The organism is Bradyrhizobium sp. (assembly GCF_028868675.1).
GTDB lineage: Bacteria > Pseudomonadota > Alphaproteobacteria > Rhizobiales > Xanthobacteraceae > Bradyrhizobium.
This window is the reverse complement of sequence record NZ_JAGWUA010000355.1, coordinates 1-2,317: the sequence shown is the minus strand read 5'-3', so window position 1 is coordinate 2,317 and position 2,317 is coordinate 1. Positions and strand designations below refer to the sequence as shown.

Genomic DNA, 2,317 nt, shown 5'->3' with positions numbered 1-2,317 from the left:
GTCGGAAACACCAGCGCCATCGCGGCCAGCGCCTCGACGCCGAGCCGGCCGATATAGGAAGTTTCCGCGATCACCACGCAGGTGCCGGCGGTGAGCGCCACCACGTTGGGCCAGGCAAGCCCGAGCAGCGTGCGCAGGATCGGTCCCTCGAGCAGCGCGTTCCGGGCCGGTTTCTTGGCGGCGTCCCTGGTCAGCCGCGCGGGCAGCGGAGACGGGTGCTCTTCCTCGACCGGAATTTCGGCGACGCCGATGTCGGACATGTCCTCTCCCGGGCGCCGACGGCGGCGCGGCAACAAATGCGTGTGCCAATTGACCATTTTCGCGCGGAGCGCGCGGCCAAGGGTTCCCTTAGCACGGGAACGGCCGATTCCACCTGCGCCCTGCGCAAGGGCCCCCTGCGGCAGAGCATTTCAGCGGGTGGAATTGCAGGCGGCCCTCCCTCTTCCCGCTCCTCGCAAACGGAGCGAGGTCAGCGGCGCGCGGATGCGATCTACCCGATGCTCCAGACCAGCGGCGGCCGGCCGCCTTTCGCAGCCCGCAGATTGACGCCGATATGGCGTCCGCAGCCGGCGGCGAGGCCGCGGAACAGTCCTTCCAGCACGCTGGCACAGGCCGGATGATGATCCGGTACGTCGTCCATCAGCTTCCAGCTGCGCTGGGCGATCTCAAACGCACCTTCGGACTCCGCGACATCGGCGCCGTCGTCCTGCGCCTCGAACAGCGCGCGCAGGAAGGCGGCGAACTCGCGCGCGCCGCCGCGGCCGCAGGACAGCGCCTGCGCGACCTCGTCGAAGTACTGCATGCCGATCAGCCTGCCGGTGAGATGCAGGAGATGGCCGGCGTCCTCCGGGCCGAACAACTGCACCATCACAGGGGCGGCGGTGCGGACATATTCCATGGCGTAGTTGCGATAGGCTTTCTCCAATCGCGGCTTCGGCCAGCTATCGACCGGCAGCGCCGGCGCAGTCTTCGGATCGAACAATGGCGCTTCGAGGTGGCGCGCGAACACCAGGCGCTGATCGAGGTCGAGCGCGTGGTCATACTGATGGTAGTAGCCTTCGAGCCCGTCCTGGCCGTCGACGCTCTGCTTGGTGCAGACGAAGCCGAGCCTGAGATCGCCGAGTGCTGCGCCGTTGTTGGCGTGCCAGCCGCGCAGCATCGCGCGGCTCACCTCGCCCGGCACGCCGCAGATCGCGGTGCCCTTCCAGATCCAGCGCGGCGGCGGATAACGGATCCAGGCCTTGGCGTCGCTCTCGTACATGTATTCGACGTGCACGCCGCCGATCCAGTTGGAGAGATAGTGATATTGCGCGGCCGCCACCGCCGGCGGCAGGTGGTCGATGCCGAGCTTCGCAAGTCCCGGCAGAAAACGCTCCTGCTGCTGGCGGCGGAAGACGCGAAACACGAACTCCGCCGCGTCAGCCGTGCCGCGCCGCGTCACCACGGTGAGGATCAGTCCGGTGAAATAGGCGTGATAGAGATCGGCGACCGCGCGCCAGCGCCGCCATTGCGCTTCCTGCGCGGGGGATGTCGCGGCGGTCATGGGCGTTTCCTCGTTGTTGTTATCGTTGACGTCGCAACACTCTACCCCGTCGTCCCGGGCAAGCGAAGCGCGACCCGGGACCCACAATCACAGAACCGGGTTATCTTGAAGGAGGTAACCCACATCGTGCTTGACCAACTGCTCCCTGGGGTTATGGGTCCCCGCGTTCGCGGGGACGACAGCAGAGGACGTGGTGCGCAACGACACGAAGATGCTTGCTGAGTTTCAAGCCCCGCGGCTGGTCGTTTGAGCCGAGGCCCGGGCCGCCCGCTCGCGCTCGACCCGCTCGGTGACGTCGCGCGCCATCGCGACCGACCCGAGCACGCCGCCGCCGGCCTCCCTGACCAGCGCGAACGTCATCTCGATGTAGAGCCTGCGCCCGTCCTTGTGCAGCGCGCGCGTCAGCGTGGGACGGCCTGCGAGCTTCATGGTTCCACTGTTGATCGCGGCCTCGAAGCCTTTCCAATGCGCGGCGCGCAGATGCTCGGGGATGATCAGATCGAGATTTTGCCCGAGCGCCTCGCTTGCAGAAAAGCCGAACAGCGCGGTCGAGGCGCCGTTCCAGCGCAAAATCGTGCCGGCGCGATCCGCGTAGATCAGCGCGTCGGCGACGTCGTCGAGAATTCTTGCGTCGAGCTCGGTTTGGTTGGTCATCGCGATTCCTCTCGATCAGGAGAGTAGATGGGGTAACCCGCGTTGCTACACCCGAAAATGCTTGGAGAGCTTCAGGCCCTGCGCCTGGTAGTTGGAGCCGATGCGCTGGCCGTACATGGC

The 2,317-nt window shown here is 66.7% G+C and carries 3 protein-coding genes and 1 pseudogene; all 4 read right to left on the bottom strand.

Annotated features, from left to right (window positions below; genetic code table 11):
• Positions 1-260: pseudogene (locus KGM94_RS24990) on the bottom strand (MATE family efflux transporter); the annotation flags it as partial.
• Positions 261-490: 230 nt separating this feature from the next.
• Entirely contained in the window at positions 491-1,543 is a 1,053-nt protein-coding gene (locus tag KGM94_RS24985) for a hypothetical protein (RefSeq protein ID WP_300265352.1), read from the bottom strand.
• Positions 1,544-1,768: 225 nt separating this feature from the next.
• Positions 1,769-2,197: a PAS domain S-box protein gene (locus KGM94_RS24980; RefSeq protein ID WP_300265350.1), complete on the bottom strand. Its 429-nt coding sequence runs from the start codon at positions 2,195-2,197 to the stop codon at positions 1,769-1,771.
• Between the two features lie 45 nt (positions 2,198-2,242).
• A partial coding sequence (locus KGM94_RS24975; RefSeq protein ID WP_300265354.1) for a 2'-deoxycytidine 5'-triphosphate deaminase occupies positions 2,243-2,317 on the bottom strand: 75 nt, incomplete at its 5' end.

Coding starts and splice junctions, on each gene's coding strand:
- KGM94_RS24985 (WP_300265352.1), bottom strand. CDS start 1,543: ATGACCGCCGCGACATCCCCCGCGCAGGAAGCGCAATGGCGGCGCTGG.
- KGM94_RS24980 (WP_300265350.1), bottom strand. CDS start 2,197: ATGACCAACCAAACCGAGCTCGACGCAAGAATTCTCGACGACGTCGCC.